Genomic DNA, 19,389 nt, shown 5'->3' with positions numbered 1-19,389 from the left:
AACAAATCATCATGGCTATAGAATATAGAATAGAAAAAGATACAATGGGCGAAGTAAAGGTGCCTGCTGATAAACTCTGGGGAGCACAAACTGAGAGATCCAGAAACAATTTCAAAATTGGAGCTCCAGCATCTATGCCTTTAGAAATAGTTTATGGCTTTGCGTATCTAAAAAAAGCTGCTGCTTATACGAATTGCGAACTTGGAGTATTACCTATAGAAAAAAGGGATCTGATCGGTCAGGTATGTGATGAAATTCTTGAAGGCACTCATGATGATCAGTTTCCTTTGGTAATCTGGCAAACCGGCTCTGGTACTCAAAGCAATATGAACGTAAATGAAGTTATTGCTAATCGAGCGCATCAATTAGCTGGTTATATTATAGGCGAAGGAGAAAAAACATTACAACCTAATGATGATGTAAACAAATCGCAATCTTCTAATGATACCTTTCCTACCGGAATGCATATTGCTGCTTATAAAAAAATAGTTGAAGTTACGATTCCAGGAGTTATTCAACTCAGGAATACCTTAAAGAAAAAATCTGATGAATTTAAGAATGTTGTAAAAATTGGACGTACTCATTTTATGGATGCTACTCCATTAACCATTGGTCAGGAATTATCAGGATATGTATCTCAATTGGATCATGGCATTAAAGCTTTAGAAAACACATTACCACATATGGCAGAATTGGCACTTGGTGGCACCGCTGTAGGGACTGGATTAAATACACCAAAAGGATATGCAAAAAGAGTATCAGAATTTATTGCTCAATTCACTAGTTTACCTTTTATTACCGCAGAAAACAAATTTGAAGCACTGGCTGCTCATGATGCCTTTGTAGAATCCCATGGAGCACTAAAACAACTTGCTGTTTCTCTTAATAAAATAGGAAATGATATCCGAATGCTAGCCTCTGGTCCCAGAAGTGGAATCGGAGAATTGATTATACCTGCCAATGAGCCTGGAAGCTCTATCATGCCCGGAAAAGTAAACCCTACGCAATGTGAAGCATTAACTATGGTATGCGCGCAAGTCTTAGGAAATGATGTAGCCATTAATGTTGGAGGGATGCAGGGACATTTTGAACTCAATGTTTTTAAACCGGTAATGGCGGCTAATTTATTACAGAGTGCTCAATTAATTGGAGATGCCTCTGTTTCTTTTGATGAACATTGTGCACAAGGTATTGAACCCAATCAAACACGTATTACAGAATTGCTTAATAATTCTTTAATGCTGGTCACTGCACTTAACACTAAAATAGGATATTACAAAGCAGCAGAAATAGCAAATACAGCCCATAAAAACGGAACAACACTAAAACAAGAAGCTGTCTCATTAGGATATGTTACAGAACAAGAATTTGATGAATGGGTAAAACCAGAAGACATGGTGGGAGCTCTTAAGTAATACTATCTATTGAAGAAAAATAAAATCCGCATTTTATAAAAAATGCGGATCTATTAATTTCCCTGACTGACTCGTATAAGAATTCTCCCATAAATCCTCATACTGGTCTTTACTCACTCTAATTGTTAATATCTTTTATCTATGGATTGCATGACTGCAAGCCTTAGGAAGTTCTTTTATAAATTCAAAAATAAAACGAAAATTGATGCCCAGTATATTCATAATGTTTTTTGTGTAAAAGTGATTCATATATTGTTTTTATTAACTGATACAAATATACTATGAGAATACATACATTGCAATGGGGGAAATCACCTATTTTTCAAAGAGTTATCCCCCCTAAACAATTTATTTATTCAATAATCAATTACCAATAACTAAAAAACTGATATTGTAAAACTGCTTTTATACAAACTATAAACGGATACAATTTCTCTAGTAAGCACTACAGCTTCATTATCTTATATGGTTTCGACTTCTATGGTCGCAGTGACTTCTACTTTTTCTAATGCTTGTTCGAGATCCCAAATTAAATCTTTGGCATACTCCACTCCTATCGACAATCTAACTAGTTGATCCGTAATGTTCATTTCTTTTCTTTGCACATCATCTACCCCTGCGTGAGTCATTGTTTTAGGGTGCTCTGCCAGACTCTCTGTACTCCCTAAACTTACGGCAAGCTTCATTAGTTTTAAACTATTTAGAAATGTAAAAGCTTCATTTTCTCCACCAATGATATCAAAAGACACCATTGCTCCGGGAGCAGAACATTGTTTTTTATAAGTTTTATAAGTTTCTGTTCCTTTTTGTAGTAATCCCAAATAATATACTTTTTCGACCTTGGGATGATTAGCTAAGTAGTCTGCTATCATCTGTGCGTTTAAGGTCTGTTGATCCATCCTTACTTTTAAAGTCTCCAGACTACGTAATAGCAACCAGGCAGTATGAGGGCTCACCATATTTCCTAAAAAAGTACGTAATGTTTTTACACGTTGCATCAATGCTGAAGCCCCCAGAACAGCTCCAGCTATCAGATCACTATGCCCCCCGATATACTTGGTAGCAGAATACAAAACTAAATCAGCACCAGACTGCAATGGGTGTTGCCATAATGGTCCCATATATGTATTATCAACTGCAACCAGTGCTTTTTTATCCGGTGTACTATATTTAGCTGCTAATTCACTGAACTTTTCAATATCTACAATATCATTTGTTGGATTTGCAGGAGTTTCCAGATATATCATGGACAATTGGTCTGCCTTTCCCGAAGCTATAATCATAGCTTCTATCTTAGCCACACTATCATCCGGCATTACTCCTATTGTATGTACTCCTATTTTATCTAAAAAATGATGAATAAAATGATCCGTCCCTCCATATAATGGATTACTATACACCAAAAGGTCTCCAGGCTTAAGGAATTCTAGTAAAACGGTACTAATTGCAGACATACCACTTTCAAATACTGCGCAATCATCCGCTTTATCCCATAAGCACAACCTGTTTTCTAGTATTTCTAAATTTGGATTATTGATTCTGCTATAAATCAATCCCAGTTCTTCTTTTGGAGATTTTTCACGTAGTCCATATGCCAGCTCAAAAAAAGCTTTCCCCTCTTCTGCTGTTTTAAAAACAAATGTTGATGTTTGGAAAATCGGGCATTTTATTGCCCCTTCTGACAACTCAGGCTTGTAACCATAAGTCATCATTAAACTTTCTGGATTAAAATTATAATTTTTCATAAGTCAATTATATTATACCGACTTCTGTTTTAAAAACACTCAAGTAAAAGCAGCTATTTCTTGTTTAGACAAAAAAGAAAATTGAAGCATGACTACCATTTCTTTTTATATTGAGATATCAACGGAAAAGAGCAAATTTTAATGGGTAATTTTAAATCAGAAATAGCGTTATTATTTCTTCTACATTTTGATTAATTTTCTGACTACAAAAACTACCAAAACTATAATTCGATTAATTTTTAAAAATCATAATTTAATAGCTCTCATATATGCTATAAAGCTATACAAAAAAGAAATTAAATCCATAGCAAGTATCTATTTAAGAATAAAAACTAAAAATATTAATTTTAAAAAGAATTTTATTCTATTTTTAGCTATCAAACATATTCAATACAGAAAATTATTATGGATAAAACTGATCGATCTATTCTCAATTTATTACAAAAAGATGGTAAAATTACCATCAAAGAGATTGCTGAACGATTGAACCTAACCACAACTCCAATCTTTGAACGCGTAAAAAAACTAGAGCGGGAAGGTATTATTAAATCTTACAAGGCAATTGTAGATAGAAAAAAAGCGGGATTACAACTAATGGCGTTTTGTAATGTCACTTTAAATTTACACCAAACAGATTATCTTAAAAAATTCGAAAAGGACATTCAGCAATTTCCTGAAGTTACAGAATGCTATCATGTAGCAGGAATGTTTGACTACCTGGTTAAAATTTACGCAGAAGACATGGAACATTATCAATACTTTCTTTCTAATAAACTAGCTTCATTAGACAATATTTCTAAAGTGCAAAGTTCATTTGTAATGACAGAAGTAAAAGACTTTTCATTCTTACCTATTCCTAAAAAAAAGCTTTAACAAAGTCATCTCTATTTTTAGTTTTCGATACTAATCCTACAGTTTTTTTGAGAAATCATACGAATAAAACAATTATCCAATCACCTTAACCAGTAACTCTTTAAGAATATCTCCTGGTGGCAGACCGGCAGCTCCTACACCTTTACTTTTTACATCTGCCTCTCTCAACAATGCAATAATCTGACTCACTTTTTTCATGGGGTAGTTTCTGGCAGCATCAGAGTAATCACTTACAAAATAGGGATTGATCTTTAATGCACTTGCCACACTGCGTTGTGATTTATCAGATAATCCATGATATTGTAATACTTGAGAAAAGAAACTATATAATAATGAAATGGTTACTACTAATGGATTATCTTTTGGGTTCTGAGCAAAATAATTAATAATTCTATGTGCTTTTATCACATCTTTTACACCAATTGCTTTTCTAAGTTCAAAATTATTAAACTCTTTACTGATACCTATATTTTCTTCTATCTTCTCTGCTGTAATTTGTTCTCCTTTGGGTATAATTAATTTAAGCTTCTCTAATTCATTATTAATCTTACTTAAATCTGTTCCCAGAAATTCTACAAGCATCTGCGCAGCTTTTGGTTCTATACTATATTTTGCACCACCTAATACGCGTTTGATCCAATCAGAAACCTGATTTTCGTATAACTTTTTGCTTTCATAAATAACACCATTCTTCGCTACTATTTTATACAATTTTTTACGCTTATCAATCTTTTTATATTTATAGCAAATTACTAAAACTGTAGTAGGCTGTGGATTCTCTGCATATGTTGCCAACTTCTCTATAGTCCTGGATAATTCCTGAGCCTCCTTTACAATAACTACCTGACGTTCTGCCATCATTGGGTAACGTTTGGCATTAGATACAATATCTTCTATGGTAACATCTCGGCCATATAAAATTATCTGATTAAATCCTTTCTCTTCTTCTGCCAAAATATTCTTATCGATATATTCTGAAATTTTATCAATATAATATGACTCTTCCCCCATCAAAAAATAGATAGGTTTTATATTTCCATTTCTTATATCGTTTACAATCTGTTTTACTTCATCCATTCAGAAAAAATCATCAAATTTGTGTTATGCAAAAGCTTAACTTTCCAGCATATCAATTTAGATTCAAAAGTAGCGAAAATAAAGTTTCTATTTTTGACCTGATTCGCAAAAAATTTATCTTTCTTACTCCAGAAGAATGGGTAAGACAACATACTATTCATTACTTAATAGAAGAAAAAAAATATCCTCAGACCCTTATCAATGTAGAAAAGCTTATAAAAGTAAATGATCTCAATAAACGTTATGACATCATCATCTTTAATCCTGACGGTAGTATTTATCTTATCGTAGAATGCAAATCGCATGCTGTTCGCATTACACAAAAAGTTTTTGATCAGATTGCCCGATATAATCTCTCTTTACAGGCAGAATATCTTATGATTACCAATGGGTTGGATCATTACTATTGCCAGATGGACTATGAGGAGCAACGGTATACATTCTTAAAAGATATCCCTGATTATGAACATAAGGGTTAAATAAAACATCTTACTTGTTATCTAATCATTACAGACCCAAAACAAAAAAACATCTACTTTTTATATAGATAAGTAGATTTTCTTATAATATTAAAAAATTAGATTTTCCACTACTACTCACTACCTTAATAAAAACATCATAACAAGATTAAAAGAGTGTATTAACCAATCTATTCAATTAAAATTCAGTAATTGTTTGACATAAAAAATGAATAATTTTACAAAATCAGTAAAAAAATAACATTTTTTACACTAAACAACTAAAAAACAACTAACTAAATACTTTTTTTTTATTAAACAGTAAGAAACCTACTTCATCAATCACAATTCCATAAAAGCATAAAAGTCAGAGATTTAACAGTTTTTACTACTAAAAAAAAGAACTAAGTAATTATAACATGTTTTGGATTGTATTTAGGGATAATAATTGTTGAGCTGTTATATATACATACAAACACATAAAAAAAACACGAATGAAAAAGTTAATTTTTATTACCTTAACACTTGCTTTATTTTTTTTCTCTTGTAGTAAAGAGAATGATGATCTAGAAATTACTTCAAACAATGTACTATCCTCTCATCAAAAAAAAGCATTACTATCTATAGGGATCAATGCTGATATTGAAAATGTAGATATTACTGAAAGCTTAAATGTTGAGGGAGAAATGGAAACATTTTATAATTTTGGTGATACGGCGATCTCTGAAAGTGTCATGCAGGAAATCGAATCACAAAATAATTCTGAAAATTCTGATGCCGCAACAGCACCAATTGATTCAAAAATTTTTATTTCTAACAATACCAACCGCATAGAAATACCAAGAAATTTTAAAAGACGGATATATTATGGTCTAGTGTCCAGTGACCCGATAAGACCATTAAACAGAAGACAAATAAATGCTTTTTATGAGGCTCTCAGAAGAATAAATGCTCTAGGATTAGAAGGATTAGAATTAATAGGTTTTGAAACTACAGCTAATGCTTTTAGAGCCTTGCCAGATAAAACCTTTACAGTGCTAGTCACTACTGGTCAAGCTGTTCTTAACGATAATCCTACAATTTTTGGTGCTGCTATTCTACAAAGAGGAAAAAGACCTTCTATTCAAATGAATTTCAACTCAAGCCATACTGCTTTACCTTTTGAGCAACAGGTAACAGTTATGATTCATGAAATAGGGCATTCAATAGGATTTAGACATTCTGACTGGAAAAACTCAGGGTCCTGCCGTGGAACAGTAGGGGGAGAATCGGAAATACCATTTGGTGTTGGATTTGAGCCGATCCCTACTACAGATGGAACAGGTTTTTTACAAAATTCAATTATGAAAGCTTGTTTTTCTAATTTTGCGAATTTTACAGAAGAAGATAAAAGAGCATTTAGAATGGCCGCCAGTAGAAGAAATTTTTAGTAAACTACCTCGGGGCAAAGCTCAAGAGGCATTTATTGAAAAAAACATTTTGATTTCGAGGCAAGCCTCGGAGCATTTAAACCTCGATTATCGAGTTAAAATTAAATACAATAATAGTGTTTAGATCTCATCATCCGAATGCTCGATTAAAACCGTATAAAAATAAAGCTACTCTAATGAGTAGCTTTATTTTATAAACTAAAAACACGAACTAATTGCCCCAACTATTAATAAGTCCGCAAAGAAATCTATATTAATCCACAAAAAAAGGTAAAACTTCCCCAAATTAATTTATAACATAATTTCATTATATAGCTTTAATGGTAATTATAAACCATTAAATATTTTATAAAATGAAAAAAACACAAATTTTATCTGTTATTGTCGCATTTTGTGCAATCATTTTTTTTTCGTGTGAAGAAAAAGAAAATTTAGATCCGTTGGATGAAAATTCAATCGAACAGCAAACCATCCCTAAACATATTATTCAAAAATTAGAGAAAGCTGGCTTTTATACAAATGTAGGTTTGTATGGTATTGACGATGGATATGTAGTAGAAAATGACATCTTTCTTTCTGAAGAAGAAATTGATGAACTTGCCAAGGAAAATACTTCTCAAGCAAAACACTACCGAACCAGCAATCTGGTATCCGGAACAAGAACAGTCAAGGTATATGTTGATCCGGCATTAGGTTCTTTTGTAAGGGGAGCTCTGGACGAAGCTATACGCCGATACAATGCTCTTAACCTGCGCCTTACCCTTAGAAGAACATCTAGTGCAACTAGTAATGATATTCGTATTGTTCCTGCTAGTAATGCAGCTCTGAGCGGAAGTTTTGCTATTGCAGGGTTTCCTAGAAACGGAAGACCCCATAACCTAATACGGATGAACACCTCATTTTATGGAGGAACAAATAGATTAGGAAATACTGCTTCTGTTATTGCTCATGAAATAGGTCATTGTATTGGGTTTAGACATACAGATTATGCCAACAGAGGTTTTAGTTGTGGTAGTGGCGGAAATGAAGGACCTGCAGGAGTAGGTGCTATACATATTCCCGGTACTCCAACAACTCATGCTGTAGCTAATTCCTGGATGTTAGCCTGTATCGGACGAAATGTAAACAGGCCTTTTATTGCCAGTGATAAAACTGCTCTACAAAATTTATATCGCAAAGGTACACCTGCAGCTGTTTCGTTTTATCGATTCTATAATAGCAGCCGCGTTAATCATTTCTATACCGCTAATAGAAATGAAGGTAATAATGCTGTCGGATATAGATATGAGGGAATTGCTTGTAAAATATACCGAACAAAAGTTTCTGGAACTATTGCACTTTATAGATTTTATAATGCTGGAGCCGTAAATCATTTTTATACCAGAAATAGAAATGAAGGCAATAATGCTGCCGGATATAGATATGGTGGGATTGCTGGCTATGTATATCCTTCTAGTGGGGCAAACAGAATACCATTATATAGATATTATAATAGCAGCAGAGTAAATCACTTCTACACCACCAATAGAAACGAAGGTAATAATGCTGCCGGATATAGATATGCAGGGATAGCTGGCTACGTACCAAAATAATAAAAGCCATTTACAATCTAAATCTATAATAATAAAATAGTATAATTGATATAACTTGTTGTACACTTTAAGACTAATACGATTTATAACTAAAAATTTCGCATATTCATCGTTTCTTTTTCCTTTCTACTTCGTTTAAAAAATAAACCGTAGCTATAGCTATGCTTGATTTTTTTGCCTTGCATAAAGAAAAAATAATTCAATGAATTTATACGAATTTTTTAATCACAAATCGTATAATACCATTTGAATTTACTGGTATAATTAGAAAAAAACATCAATTTCATTGGTTTTTATGATAAAACGAAGAAAAATTGTAACAAGAATAGATTTTTAAATCTCAAATCCTATTCTGAGCAAGCTTCTTCCTACGGTCATAGAAATCAAAGAGATGGATGTCAATTAAAAAATGTAAAAATGCATAGCATAGTGATATCATACGTTTCAATTTACTCTAAGAATATTGTACCTGTCACAAATTAAAAATTATTACTGTTTGACTACTGTTATTTTCAGAATAAACTCATTAATTTGCAGTTGTGAAAATAGCAGTAGTCATACTTAATTGGAATGGATGTTCTTTATTAGAACAATTCTTACCATCTGTCATAAAATATTCTAGAGATGCAATGATATATGTTGCGGATAATGCATCGACAGATACTTCGATAGAGTATCTAAAAACATCCTTTCCGGAAGTAAAAATTATTCAGAATAAGGTGAATGGTGGTTATGCCAAAGGATATAATGATGCCTTAGCAAAAATTGATTCGGATATCTACTGTTTATTGAATAATGATGTAGAAGTTTCTGAAAATTGGTTGACTCCTGTTATAAAAGCGTTTCAAGATTCTGAACAAGTTGCTGCTATCCAACCAAAGATACTTGACTATAAAAAAAAGAATTTTTTTGAATATGCCGGAGCTGCTGGTGGTTTTATAGACAAATTAGGTTATCCTTATTGCCGCGGAAGAATTTTTGATACATTAGAAGAAGATAAGGGGCAGTATGATACTGACCAAATTTTTTGGGCAAGTGGGGCTTGTTTGTTTATAAGAAAACCAGTTTTTGAAGAAATAGGAAAATTAGACGAGGATTTCTTTGCACATCAGGAAGAAATAGATCTATGCTGGCGAATACAAAATAAAGGCTATATTATTCTGAATGTCAGTGACTCCGTTATTTATCATTTAGGTGGTGCTACCTTGGACAGTATAAATCCAAGAAAAACCTTTCTTAATTTCAGAAACAATTTATTAATGATGGTAAAAAATATTCCTGGAGCTACCGTTTGGTATATCATACTCCTGAGAATGATCCTGGATGGCATTGCAGGCTTTAAATATCTTATAGAAGGAAAGCCTAAGCATTTTATTGCAATTATAAAAGCACATTTGAGCTTTTATGGCTATTTACCCACTTTTATTAAAAAACGAAAAAAACATCGCATGCAGAAGAAATATTATACAATTTCTTCCGTTGTATGGCAGTATTATATATCGAATAAAAAACAATTTCACCAATTATAAATTTATATTCTAATAAATTATTGTTAATGCAGTGTCTATACGCCACATTTTTAATAATTTTGAGTTATATAACCAGAATACGACTAAAATAAATTTTCTAATGAAAAAAGCAATGATTATTGGGGCTTCTATGGCTGTTTTACTTTCTTCTTGTGTATCACAAAAGAAATTCACAGATTTGGAAGCTAAACACAAAGAAACTCAAGATTTATTAAATACTGCTACTGTTAAGCTAAATAGCTGTCTAGAAGAGAAAGCGAGCGAAAGTTCTCAATTAAAAATTCTTAGAGATCAGGTATCAAATCTTAAAAACCAGAATTCTGCTTTATTAAATAATGTAGGTAATCTAGCTACTTTATCTACCAAAGAAGCTGAGAATCTAGAAAGATCTTTAGAAAGTATAAAAGAAAAGGATTTACAGATTAAAACGATGAATGATGCACTGAACAAAAAAGATTCTGTAACCTTAGCATTGGTTACAAGCCTTAAAGGGGCATTAGGAAACCTTGCCGATGAAGATATACAAGTAAATGTTGAAAAAGGTGTAGTTTATGTATCAATCTCTGACAAATTATTATTTAAGAGCGGTAGCTATAATGTATCAACTCGAGCTAGAGAGGTATTAGGAAAAGTAGCAAAAGTAGTTAATGACAAGCCTGATATTGAATTCTTAGTAGAAGGGCATACAGATAATGTGCCGATTAAAAATAAAATTTTACTGGATAACTGGGATTTAAGTGTAAAAAGAGCTACATCAGTAGTTAGAGTTTTACAAAAAGATTTTAAAGTTGATCCAAAACGTATGACAGCGGCTGGAAGAAGTTATTATGTACCTGTGGCTGATAATAATAGCGCTGCGAATAAGGCAAAAAATAGACGTACTAGAATTGTAGTACTTCCTAAACTAGATCAATTCTATAATATGATCGAAGATGGAATGAAAAAAGCCTCAGAAGGAGGCAATTAAAAAGATCTTAACGTATAAAAAAGAGGGTTAATCTATTATATTAACCCTCTTTTTCTTTTGAAAACCAACGAAAAGAGCAAATTTTGATGAGTAATTTTGAATCTATAAACAAAAGAAGCTTCAAAAGAAAATCAATTATTGAACTCATCTTAAGCAATGCTTTGACCTACAAAATTTACATGTTGCACGCTGATTTTGTTTTTTTAACCGTAGGCAATGGCTATGCTGAAAAAAAACTACTTCATTATAGTACAAAAGCCAAACGTTTCGGTTGAAAACCACTACGCAAGATGAGTTCATTATAAATAATAAAATTCTTTAATTTTGCCGTACGTAAATTTAACCAAGAACTTGTATTATATTAACTTTGGTATGAAGATTGAAAACTAATCAAAGAAATCTTTGAAGCTAAAGAATAATAATCATTACAATCACAATGAAAAAAATTTGCACCCTACTCTTTCTAATCGCTGTAAGTACGATAAAAGCTCAAAAAACATCAAATACTTCTATTGGCGAAAATGAAAAACTTGTGTATACTGTATCTTATAATATGTCTGGATTATTAACAAATCTCGCGCAGGTAACCATGCAAACTACCAGAGTAAATACTGGTAAAAGTAATTATCTTCGTCTTAAATGTAATGCAGCAACCTACTCTAAATGGGATTCTTTTTTTAAAATCAGGGATGTATATGAAGCATACGTAAATCCATCTTCTTTAAAACCATATCTATATAAAAGAGATATTAATGAAGGTGGATATATAAAAAAAGAAAAATATGTTTATAGCCATAAAAAAAAGACTATTAAGGCTACGATGCAAAAGAAAAAAGAGCCAAATACAAAAACCATAAAAATGAGTGCAAATACTTTTGATGTGGTATCTACACTTTATCATATCAGGAATATGGACATTGACAAAGCCCCTGTAGGTACTAATCAAAAAGTTACTATCCTATTTGATAGAAAACCACAGATTGTTTATCTAAAATTATTAGGCAAAGAGACTATCAATACCAAAACAATGGGAAGTAAGGAATGTTATAAAATTGCAATCAATAATGATGCACTAAAAGGAACTAATAAAAATATTATATATCTTACAGCAGATCTGAACAAGGTGCCAGTATTAATTAAGTTTAGCATCCCTGCAGGAACGGGACAGTTATCATTAACGCAAGCTTCGGGCCTAAAAAATTAAATTATATGAGAATTGTTTTGATATCTATTGCTGCTATTGCAGCGGTTTTAGGAATTATAATGGCAATATTACCATTTGGAACTATCGGAATACTTCCTGGTGTAATAGCACTAATTACTGGGTTAGGAGCTTATTTTTTATCCAAAAAACAGCAAAAACCTCAAAAATTATCAGTATTATTTCTAGTTATTGGAGTCCTGGTTATGATTTCCAGTGGTTCTAAATCATTATGGGTAAAAGATGAAATTGCAGAGGATAAAGAATTTCAACAAAAGGAAGAAAACAGTAAAGAAGAAGCGATAAAAGAGCTCAAAGAAATTGAAAATGAGCTGGAGGAAATTGAAGGAGATCTTGAAGAAATCGAAGCCGAATAAAACTAACCTTAAATAAGCCCACGAGGTATATATTGGAAAAAACAATTTAGAGAGAAGAGCCTGCCGAGTATTAAATCTCAATTATCGAGTAAATAAACTACTTTTTCTATTTCCTCAAAAGCAGCTAAAACATATCGCTTTTCATGACTTGTCATCTATAAAACTATTGCTTCCTTTTTATAAAAAACTTTGTTAGTTTCACAACAAAGTTCTGATCAAAAATAAAAGTTAGGGTAAATCTATACTATGAAGTGATTTATTTTTTTTGATTCTGAAGTATAATCGAGAAATGAGCAAATCAGACATCAGAAAAAGGTAGCAATATATTATAAACAAAAAGCAGCACTAATACGTGCTGCTTTTATTCGTGGTTAGGTTAATAAAAATAAAAGAATAATTATATACTGACTTTTTTTATAAACATTTTATCTTTTAGCGTAAAAATAATTTGATAATTACCAGAGGGCATTTTAGAAAAATCATAGGTATTTGTAAATAAATCATCTGTATTAAACACCTCTTCTAATACAGTCCATTTAGCATCATATATTGTTACTGCAAAAGGTAAATTCTTAACATTGTTATACATTACTTTTACCATTTTATTTTCTACGTGTACCTGAGGTTTAAATGCGGTTACAGCAGAATTTTGGATCAAAGAAACTCCTTTTTTATTTTTCAATATTGGAGTAGTTTTAATCTCAAAATCATTCTCTGTTTCTACAAAATATACACCATCCGGCACATTATTAAAATCAAAGTATTTCTGATATGCAGGCATTGCCTTCAATGTAGTATCAAATAATACTTCTCCATAATAATCCTTAAGAAATAATCGTTCACCCTGAGTAACCTCTTTTAGTGATACATTAACCATTAAAGAATTTGTGATCTCAACTGAAACTTTTCCTGCTGCACTTGCAAAATTACTGAATACAACTACCATTGCTAACAGACATAGGTTACTTACTCTCTTCATAACATTTAGTTTTATGGTTATTATTGTTTTACACTACAAATATATGTTGAGTATCTCTGATGAAACACATATATATTTGCCTATATATATGTTATTTTAACTTATAAATATACTTTAAAACCATAATTAAATCAATTTAATACACTCTTTGGTTGTTTAGCATATAATAAAATTGAACTATAAAAATTATTATACGATTTACGGATGAGAATTTCGTAAAAATAATGGCAAGGATTTTTCGCTAGATTGATGAATCAAATTAAAGAATAGCCATAGCTATTGTTTCATTTTATGAAGAAAATATAGTAGAAAAAGAATGTCATTAGATGCGAAATTTTTATTCGTAAATCGTATTACATAGCAGAAAAAGTAAGCATCATATAAAAAAACACTTCAATTTTTAACATAAAAAAACTCTACATCAATACAAAAAAATGACGTGTATCGCACTGTGTTTTCAATTTTGAAAACAGATAAACCGTTCTAGTCTGAATACACATAATAATAGTTGAAAAGTTTAACAAAAACCATATTTGATATAGCAATTGAAACAATATAGCTTAAAAACAAAAAAAGACAACACAATGAAGTGTTGTCTCGAGTACAATTTGGGTTAACAGTATAATTAATAAACCAATTAAATACTTACTTTCTTTATAAATATTCTATCCTTTAGAGTAAAGTGAATTTGATATGCTCCTTTTGGCATTTTAGAAAAATCATAGGTATTTTTAAAAACCTCATCAGTATTATTTACAACCTCTTCTAGTAAATTCCATTTGCTATCATAAATAGCCATATTCATTGGTAATTTTTTAATATTGTTATACATTACTTTTACAATATTTTTTTCTGTATTTACCTGAGGTTTGAATACTATTATAGAAGAGTTTTCAATCAATGATACTCCTTTTTTATTTTTTAACACAGGTGTTACTTTAACATCAAATACATTCTCCGTTTCTACAAAATATATCCCATCAGGAACATTATTAAAATTAAAATACTTCTGATATGAAGGCATCTCATCTAATGTAATATTGAATAGCATTTCTCCATAATAATCTTTAAGATATAATTTATCACCTTGTGCAACTTCTTTTAATGATACATTGACCATCAAAGAATTTGTGATCTCAACTGAAACTTTTCCTGCAGCGTTTGCAAAATTACTGAATGCAATTACCATTGCTAACAGACATAGGTTAATTACTCTCTTCATAACTTCTAAGTGTTTTTATTTGTTTACACTGCAAATATATGCTGTAAGCACTTCCCAAAATACATCGATATTTGCATATATATATGTTATATTAACCAAATGAAGCTATATTAAACCTTTCGAAAGTTAATTTATACTATTATTCTGTTTATTTCCGATTTTATTAACAATAAAATAGTGGCTGTTTAAGAAATTAGTGTGTAAAAAAGTGAAAATCTATTTTCTGAAAAAAGATATATCAGGATTTGGCAATTCTTTCTAATAAAATATTTTTTAGTTAGAATTGGACATACCTGTTTTTTGATAAAAGACAGGAATTGAAAAGAATATTGATTTACAGTAACTTATTCTTTTTAAAAATTTCAAAAACATTTTTAGATATAAAATATTCACTTACGCTCCTGACATTTTTAATAAATAAAATAACTTAGAATCGTCATTAATAAAATGAATGGTTGTTTAGTAAACTACCTCAGGGGAAGCATCGGAGCATTTAAATCTCGATTATCGAGTAAAATAGAACAAAATCATAATTTTATCTAAAACCCTTATATAAAAAGATATGAATTGCATAAACGATTAAAAAAAGAAATAATTTCAGGTTTCTTTTTTCTAAAGTCAAACATGTAAAAATCTTGATTTATAATTTTGGATAGAAAATTGTAATATAGATGCTAATAAAATAATCCAATCATAATTCTTATCACCCCCTGTTGTATCAAAAGGAGGTAGAGGTTTCTACAAAATAGCCACACTAAAAACTAAGTTTTCACTAAGAAGTGATTAAACCAATGACAAAAAATCAACGGGTAACATTAAAAGTTTCATAGCAAATATTCCAGAAAACAAAAAAGACAGCTTGGTAGTGCTGTCTTTTTTAGAATTTTGGTTGGTGAAGTAATTAGATACTTATTTTCTTAATAAATACTCTATCTTGTAATGTAAAGTGAATTTGGTAATCCCCTTTAGGCATTTTAGAAAAATCATATGTATGTGTAAAAACATCATCAATATTATCAATAACTTCATCCAATACATTCCATTTGGTGTCAAACATTGTAATGGTAACTGGTCTCTTTTTTGTATTATTATACAATACTTTTACAATATTATTATCTATAAGTACCTGTGGTTTAAAAATAATAACCGAAGAGTTATCAATTAAGGACACTCCTTTTTTATTTTTTAGTACTGGTGTAACTTTTACATCAAATTCATTCTCTGTTTCAACAAAATATATACCGTCAGGAACATTATTTAAATTAAAATATTTCTGGTAGGATGGCATTTCTTTTAAAGTAATATTAAACAATACTTCTCCATAATAATCTTTAAGATATAATTTCTCACCTTTTGAAACTTCCTTTAGTGATACATTAATCATTAAGGAATTAGTGATCTCTACAGAAACTTTTCCTGCAGCATTTGCAAAATTACTGAATGCAATTACCATTGCTAACAGACATAGGTTAATTACTCTCTTCATAACTTTTAGGTTTTGTTGTTGTTAATTTTTACACTGCAAATATATGTTGGAGGTATTTCTTTAAATACATCTATATTTGCATATGTATGTGCTATTTTAACCACTTTGTTTACTTTAAAACCGCACAAAAGTCAATTTAACATACTATTTATTTTATTTTACATTTTATTAACATAAAAAACAATGTTTAGTTATATAATTGACATATGAAAAGCATCAAACCATCTTTAGAGAAAATTGTACCAGAATTTGGTAGCTCATTTTTTTATGAAAATTTCACTAATGAAAAAAAGAATAAAGCTCCTATTTGGCATTATCATCCAGAAATTGAGATCGTATATGTAAACGGTGGTACAGGAAAACGACAGATCGGGAGTCATATGTCTTATTACAGAAATGGAACCCTGATGCTTATCGGCACAAATCTTCCTCATTGTGGTTTTACAGATAGCCTTACCGGAAATAAAAGTGAAACGATTATCCAGATGCTACCCAATTTTCTAGGTAATTCATTTTTTGACATTCCCGAAATGAGTGGTATCAATACATTAATGGAACAGGCTAAGAAGGGAATTGCCTTTCATGGAGATACCAAAAGACGGATTGGAGCCCGGATAGAATCTTTAGAGATGTTAGACCCTTTTGACAGATTACTTGGAATTTTTAAGATTTTAAAAGAGATGGAGCAAACTCAGGATTATTCTATACTTAATGCAGAAGGTTTTATTATAGAAACAGCATTACAGGATAATAATCGTATCAACTTAGTTTTTAATTTTGTTCAGAAAGAGTTTACAAGACAAATTACACTTGATGAAATTGCAGATAAAGTTAGCATGAGTGTTCCGGGATTTTGCAGATATTTCAAAAAAATCACAGGAAAAACTTTCATTCAATTTGTTAATGAATACAGACTTGTACACGCTGCAAAATTATTACACGAAAAACAAACAAGTATTACAGATATTTGTTATGAAAGTGGTTTTAGTAATTTTTCTCATTTTAATAAACTCTTTAAACAAACCACCGGAAAAACCCCCAGTACGTATAGAAATGAATTAAAGTATGTGGTTTCTTCTTAAATAATATCTATTGCGCCTTTCCCTTCTCGTATTAAAACGGGTTCTCCTCCAGTTAGGTCAATTACTGTAGAAGCAATATTATCACCATACCCGCCATCAATAACGATATCTACTGAATTGTTCCACTTTTCGAGTATTAACTCAGGATCTGTTGTATATTCTATTACTTCATCCTCGTCATAAATAGATGTAGAAACTACCGGATTCCCCAGATTTTCTACTATAGTTTTACAAATATTATTATCAGGCACTCTAATCCCTACGGTTTTTTTCTTCTTAAACACTGTAGGTAAATTATTACTTCCGGGTAAAATAAAAGTATAGGGACCTGGTAGTGTTCTTTTTAATAATTTAAAAGTACTATTATCAATCTGTTTAACATAATCTGATAAATTACTTAAATCACTGCATATAAAAGAAAAGTTAGCTTTTGCCAATTTTACTCCTTTAATTTTTGCAATACGCTCTAAAGCCCTATTATTAGTAATATCACACCCCAAACCATATACCGTATCTGTAGGATAAATAACCACTCCCCCATTACGTAGGCAGTCAACTACTTGTTGCACTCCTCTCGGATTAGGGTTCTCATTATATAGTTTTATAAGTTCTGCCATACTTCTTCGTTGTATAAAGATACGGTATTATACGATGTTTTTATCTTTAAATACTTGTATTTATGGTTATCCATCTGATTTTTTACATTACAAGACATGCAAAGAATAACTAAGGGTAGCGTCTGTAAAAAAGATGTAAATGATAATCATTATATAGAAATACAAATAATTGAATATCAAAACAACAAACGAACACTAATCAGGATTAATTTGCAGAGATACCTCCTTCTGAACACTTAGCTTCTTTTCTGTCAATGTACTTTGTTCCATGATTTGTAACTCATGGGTAATTCTATTGAGCAATATACCAAAATCATCTTGATTGATGAGGCTACTCTCGCGATCTGGAAAAATCTCTTCTACAGGAAACCTGTAATTAAGATCAATAGTAAATTGATAAAAACTGGTCAACAACGCTCCCTCGGTACTTATTAGCGGAACATCTAAAACAATTGAATTATCAATGTTATTTATCTGATTAGGAATTATCCAGGGATGACTTGAATTAAGAACATCAGGATCACGCTTCAGCGTAATATTCTTACTAGGTATTCGTTTTTTATTCGTGTACCATTTATTATTAACAGCGTCATAGGCCTCATAAGTTTCTTTTGCCGTCTTTACAGCACCCAAACTATCTAATGTTGATTTGATATTCATAGTTGCTGCCTTATTAAAATGGTGTTTAGAATGTAACGTTTTCATACCTACGTGTATTCCGAGTAAGTTTGAATATACATCCTCAACCGAAAAACTAGAAAATTTTTCTGATATAAAAGGAACGGTTGATGCACCATACCAAGTAGAAATCTCGTGCCACAGGGAAAGGTCATACGTTATTTTTCCTGCTAATAGAATGCAATCACTATTTCCAAGCTGCACCGGCACATCCAAGTATAAAGTCTTACGTCCTGCTTCGTTACGCAAAGGTATAGCTACTGCACCTTTTCCTCTACATTTTAGAATGGTATTGTATATATAGCGCGTCCAGTCAATTTGATCTCGTAAGTGGCCAATATCAATAAACCCACCTTTGTTTGTATAAATAGTTCCAGTGCCTTCACCCTTATCACCCAAATAGTGATGTTCACCTAAATCATCAACACTAATCACCTGATCAATAGAAACAAATGGCACACCCCATATTTTTAAATCATAACCAAAAGCACAACAAGCTCTAATAATACGACGAGGAGTCTTTCCTAGATCTACACCATCATCCTGCATATGTTGAGCACGTATTATTATAGGATTAACAACAAAACCTAAAAGTATAAAGAATTTTATGTTACTTAATATTGTTTTGTACATGACAAACTTCATGGTATCTGGTGATAAA

17 protein-coding genes are annotated in these 19,389 nt (G+C 31.2%); 10 read left to right on the top strand and 7 right to left on the bottom strand.

The genetic code is table 11. The features are described from left to right. Positions 1 to 17: 17 nt before the first annotated feature. Positions 18 to 1,415 carry a class II fumarate hydratase gene (gene fumC / locus F0000_RS09080; RefSeq protein WP_149624442.1) on the top strand — a complete coding sequence of 466 codons (1,398 nt, stop codon included), beginning with the start codon at positions 18 to 20 and terminating at the stop codon, positions 1,413 to 1,415. Positions 1,416 to 1,876: 461 nt separating this feature from the next. Here the strand turns inward: fumC and F0000_RS09075 are convergent, their stop codons facing one another. Continuing rightward, complete coding sequence (locus F0000_RS09075) at positions 1,877 to 3,160, bottom strand: cystathionine gamma-synthase family protein (RefSeq protein ID WP_149624403.1); 1,284 nt, start codon at positions 3,158 to 3,160, stop codon at positions 1,877 to 1,879. A gap of 405 nt (positions 3,161 to 3,565) precedes the next feature. Between F0000_RS09075 and F0000_RS09070 the strand changes: the two genes are divergently transcribed. Beyond that, entirely contained in the window at positions 3,566 to 4,033 is a 468-nt protein-coding gene (locus F0000_RS09070) for an Lrp/AsnC family transcriptional regulator (RefSeq protein ID WP_149624402.1), read from the top strand. Between the two features lie 72 nt (positions 4,034 to 4,105). Here the strand turns inward: F0000_RS09070 and holA are convergent, their stop codons facing one another. After that, complete coding sequence (gene holA / locus F0000_RS09065; protein ID WP_149624401.1) at positions 4,106 to 5,110, bottom strand: DNA polymerase III subunit delta; 1,005 nt, start codon at positions 5,108 to 5,110, stop codon at positions 4,106 to 4,108. 26 nt (positions 5,111 to 5,136) lie between these two features. On the opposite strand from holA, the gene F0000_RS09060 reads away from it, so the two are divergent. The 7 genes from F0000_RS09060 to F0000_RS09030 all read left to right on the top strand — a co-directional run bounded on the left by F0000_RS09060 (position 5,137) and on the right by F0000_RS09030 (position 12,664). Next, positions 5,137 to 5,589 (top strand): type I restriction enzyme HsdR N-terminal domain-containing protein, encoded by a 453-nt coding sequence (locus tag F0000_RS09060; protein ID WP_149624400.1) that lies wholly within the window; start codon positions 5,137 to 5,139, stop codon positions 5,587 to 5,589. 473 nt (positions 5,590 to 6,062) lie between these two features. Next, a complete protein-coding gene (locus tag F0000_RS09055) occupies positions 6,063 to 6,998 on the top strand; it encodes a M57 family metalloprotease (RefSeq protein WP_149624399.1) in 936 nt (311 codons plus the stop codon). A gap of 353 nt (positions 6,999 to 7,351) precedes the next feature. Beyond that, positions 7,352 to 8,590, top strand: a complete 1,239-nt coding sequence (locus tag F0000_RS09050; RefSeq protein ID WP_149624398.1) for a M57 family metalloprotease — start codon at positions 7,352 to 7,354, stop codon at positions 8,588 to 8,590. Positions 8,591 to 9,129: 539 nt separating this feature from the next. Beyond that, complete coding sequence (locus F0000_RS09045) at positions 9,130 to 10,119, top strand: glycosyltransferase family 2 protein (protein WP_149624397.1); 990 nt, start codon at positions 9,130 to 9,132, stop codon at positions 10,117 to 10,119. A 100-nt stretch (positions 10,120 to 10,219) separates the two neighbouring features. Further along, positions 10,220 to 11,086, top strand: a complete 867-nt coding sequence (locus F0000_RS09040; RefSeq protein ID WP_149624396.1) for an OmpA family protein — start codon at positions 10,220 to 10,222, stop codon at positions 11,084 to 11,086. A gap of 436 nt (positions 11,087 to 11,522) precedes the next feature. Next, the gene (locus F0000_RS09035) at positions 11,523 to 12,290 is read left to right on the top strand and encodes a DUF3108 domain-containing protein (RefSeq protein WP_149624395.1); all 768 of its coding nucleotides are present in this window, start codon (positions 11,523 to 11,525) and stop codon (positions 12,288 to 12,290) included. Positions 12,291 to 12,295: 5 nt separating this feature from the next. Continuing rightward, entirely contained in the window at positions 12,296 to 12,664 is a 369-nt protein-coding gene (locus tag F0000_RS09030) for a hypothetical protein (protein WP_149624394.1), read from the top strand. Between the two features lie 397 nt (positions 12,665 to 13,061). Here the strand turns inward: F0000_RS09030 and F0000_RS09025 are convergent, their stop codons facing one another. From F0000_RS09025 to F0000_RS09015, 3 genes are all read right to left on the bottom strand, one after another. After that, a complete protein-coding gene (locus tag F0000_RS09025; RefSeq protein ID WP_149624393.1) occupies positions 13,062 to 13,643 on the bottom strand; it encodes a hypothetical protein in 582 nt (193 codons plus the stop codon). Between the two features lie 637 nt (positions 13,644 to 14,280). Then, a complete protein-coding gene (locus tag F0000_RS09020; protein ID WP_149624392.1) occupies positions 14,281 to 14,865 on the bottom strand; it encodes a hypothetical protein in 585 nt (194 codons plus the stop codon). Positions 14,866 to 15,766: 901 nt separating this feature from the next. Continuing rightward, positions 15,767 to 16,351 carry a hypothetical protein gene (locus F0000_RS09015; RefSeq protein ID WP_149624391.1) on the bottom strand — a complete coding sequence of 195 codons (585 nt, stop codon included), beginning with the start codon at positions 16,349 to 16,351 and terminating at the stop codon, positions 15,767 to 15,769. Positions 16,352 to 16,557: 206 nt separating this feature from the next. Here F0000_RS09015 and F0000_RS09010 point away from each other — a divergent pair, with 206 nt between their 5' ends. Continuing rightward, positions 16,558 to 17,433 carry an AraC family transcriptional regulator gene (locus F0000_RS09010; protein ID WP_149624390.1) on the top strand — a complete coding sequence of 292 codons (876 nt, stop codon included), beginning with the start codon at positions 16,558 to 16,560 and terminating at the stop codon, positions 17,431 to 17,433. On the opposite strand, the gene F0000_RS09005 is transcribed toward F0000_RS09010, so the two are convergent. Together F0000_RS09005 and F0000_RS09000 are read right to left on the bottom strand one after the other, a co-directional pair. Then, positions 17,430 to 18,050 (bottom strand): L-threonylcarbamoyladenylate synthase, encoded by a 621-nt coding sequence (locus tag F0000_RS09005; RefSeq protein ID WP_149624389.1) that lies wholly within the window; start codon positions 18,048 to 18,050, stop codon positions 17,430 to 17,432. The genes F0000_RS09010 and F0000_RS09005 overlap by 4 nt on opposite strands. Before the next feature lie 195 nt (positions 18,051 to 18,245). Beyond that, on the bottom strand, positions 18,246 to 19,361 hold the full coding sequence (locus tag F0000_RS09000; RefSeq protein WP_188112066.1) for a DUF4056 domain-containing protein: 1,116 nt from the start codon (positions 19,359 to 19,361) through the stop codon (positions 18,246 to 18,248). Between the last annotated feature and the right edge of the window lie 28 nt (positions 19,362 to 19,389).

The organism is Aquimarina sp. RZ0 (assembly GCF_008370685.1).
Classification (GTDB): domain Bacteria; phylum Bacteroidota; class Bacteroidia; order Flavobacteriales; family Flavobacteriaceae; genus Aquimarina.
Note: the sequence above shows the minus strand (reverse complement) of the source record. Positions and strands in the feature narration are given on the sequence as shown.